Source organism: Streptomyces tricolor, from assembly GCF_002155905.1.
Lineage (GTDB): Bacteria > Actinomycetota > Actinomycetes > Streptomycetales > Streptomycetaceae > Streptomyces > Streptomyces tricolor.
In genome coordinates, this window is sequence record NZ_MUMF01000376.1 from 504 (window position 1) to 2,817 (window position 2,314).

General features: G+C 75.4%; 2 protein-coding genes (1 of these 2 running past the window's edge). Both read right to left on the reverse strand.

The annotated features are described in order from the left end of the window. Window positions 1–1,599 carry part of the coding region annotated (locus tag CCN44_RS48040) for an Lsr2 family DNA-binding protein (protein ID WP_208639840.1) on the reverse strand (this coding region is incomplete at its 3' end). 503 nt of the annotated region lie to the left of the window's left edge, so 1,599 of the 2,102 annotated nt are shown. Between the two features lie 164 nt (window positions 1,600–1,763). Continuing rightward, window positions 1,764–2,314, reverse strand: a 551-nt coding sequence (locus tag CCN44_RS25755; protein ID WP_086699924.1) for an alpha-ketoglutarate-dependent dioxygenase AlkB family protein, incomplete at its 5' end; no start/stop codon positions are given.

Here is a 2,314-nt window from a genome sequence, read left to right on the forward strand (position 1 = left end):
GGCGAGCTGCTCGGCGCCGAGGACCGTCACGTCCTCGCGGTCCGTCGCCGGCAGCATCCAGGGGGCGAGCCGGGGGGTGACCAGCACGGTTTGGTCGGTCTCGTGACCGGCCCGCGGCTGGGGCAGCTTCACGCCTCCGGCCGTATCGGCCGTCACCGCCACGGCGATGCGCCGCCGCGTCCTGGGCGACAGCCACAGGGTGGCGACGAGGCCCGCCCCGGACGGCTCGCCGAACGACCCGGCCGGCTCGACGTCCGCGCCGAGGAAGCGGAGCGCCTCGGCCACCGCGCGCACGAACCGCCGGGGGTCCGCGCCGTCCCCGGCGGCGTCCACGACCTCGGCCGCGAGCCGCTCGGGACCCGTGGCGGGCCGCTGCTCCGCCGGTGTCGCCTCCTCCCGGGGTGTGTCCCGCCGCTGGAGGGGCAGCGCGCCGGCCAGGGCGGTGCCGAGCGGGGTACGGCGGGTCCGCGCCCCGATGCGCTCGGCGAGTCCCGTGTCGACCAGGAGCGCCACGCGCGCCGTCACGTCCTTCCGGGTGAGCCGGCCGTCCGGATACCGCTCGGAGAGGATCCTCGTCAGCGTCGCCGAGTCGTGCGCGTCGGCCAGCGCGTCCAGGGTCTCGCCGAGCAGCGCCAGGCCGAGATGCAGATGCCGGACCAGGTCGGCCACCTGCCCCGAGTGCAGCCACTCCGCCGCCAGCGGGCCGGCCGTGAACCGGTCCGGACCGATCTGGACCAACAGCCCGAGCCCCAGAAGGGTGTTCAGGGACTGCTCGGCGGACGACGGTGCGACGTCGAAGGCCTGCGCGGAGAAGCGGACGAACTCGCCGCGGGTGACCCCGGCCGCCGCGGCGTCCACGAGCCGGCTGAGGGCCGTCGGGTTCGCCCCGCCCGCGATGTAGCCCAGGACGCGCCTGCGCGCGCGCAACTCCCCCTCGGTGACCTGGGCCAGCCGCTCGGCCAGCAGGCGCGGCGGCTCCGGCAGCGTCACGGGAGGGCCGTCGCCCGGGTGGGTGCCGCCCGGGCCGGGGTGCACGGGAGGCAGCCGGGCCACGAACGCGCGTCCCCTGGCGGTCGGGACGATCATCCCGTTGCTCCAGTACTCGGCCATGCCGGTGGCGCGCAGCCAGTGCACGCGCCGGCGCACCTGGTCGAGCGAGGTCCAGGCGAGGCCGTAGCGGTCCACGGCGATCCGGTGCAGCTCCTCGTGGGTGAGGCCCGTGCCGAGCGCGTCCAGTGCCTCGCCGACGAACCGGACGTGCGCGTGCAGCACCGCGATCAGGTAGGTGGTGTCCCCCGACGCCAGGAAGTGCCGGGCCTCACGGGTGAGCCGCACCCGCGCCGGACGGCCCTCCCGGGTGAACAGGCCGCAGCTGCCCAGGGAGTGGAGCACTTGGCGCAGCGGCACGGGGGAGTCGGCCCCCGGCCAGGTGAACGAGCGGTCCACGAGCGGTTCGGCGTCGATGCCGCGCAGCAGCGCCATGAGGTTCGCGATCAGCTCGGAGACGTGCCCCGGCACGTAGGGCGCGGTGCCGGCCCGGGTGGCCCAGGGGAGGGGGACGGGGAGGTCCGCACCGTCCGGTGCAGGCACTTGTCGCATCGATCGGACTCCTGATGAAGAGGCTTGTCCAGGTGATGTGAAGCCTGGCAAGCCTCATCGGGCATGTCCTCGCATACCTGGCGGATTCCTTCTTTCGGCTCGTCCCGCCCGTGACCTCCGGTGCCGTCCGGCGCGATGTGCTAAGCGGCCCCCGGACAGCGGGGTCAGTGCACGCCGTGCGGCCGGAACTGGATGCTGATGCGGGGGCCCGTGGCCCGGCTGGTCTTCGGGACGCAGTGCTCCCAGGTGCGCTGGCAGGAGCCGCCCATCACGATGAGGTCGCCGTGCCCGAGGGGCCGGCGCACCGTGCCGCCGCCTCCGCCGGCCGGGCGCAGCAGCAGGTCGCGGGGTGCGCCGACGGAGAGGATCGCGACCATGGTGTCCTCGCGGGCGCCCCGCCCGATCCGGTCCCCGTGCCAGGCCACGCTGTCCCGGCCGTCACGGTAGAAGCACAGCCCGGCGGTGGCGAACGGCTCGCCCAGCTCCTCGGCGTAGTGCCGGGACAGCGCGGCGCGGGCCTCCTCCAGCACCGGGTGGGGGAGCGGGTCCGTTGCGCCGTAGAAGGCCAGCAGGCGGGGTACGGCCACCACGTTGTCGTACATCTTCCGGCGCTCCGCCCGCCAGGGCACGTCCGCCGCCAGCTGTTCGAACAGCGCGTCGGCCCCGCTCAGCCAGCCCGGCAGGAGGTCGATCCAGGCGCCGGCGCCCAGCTCGG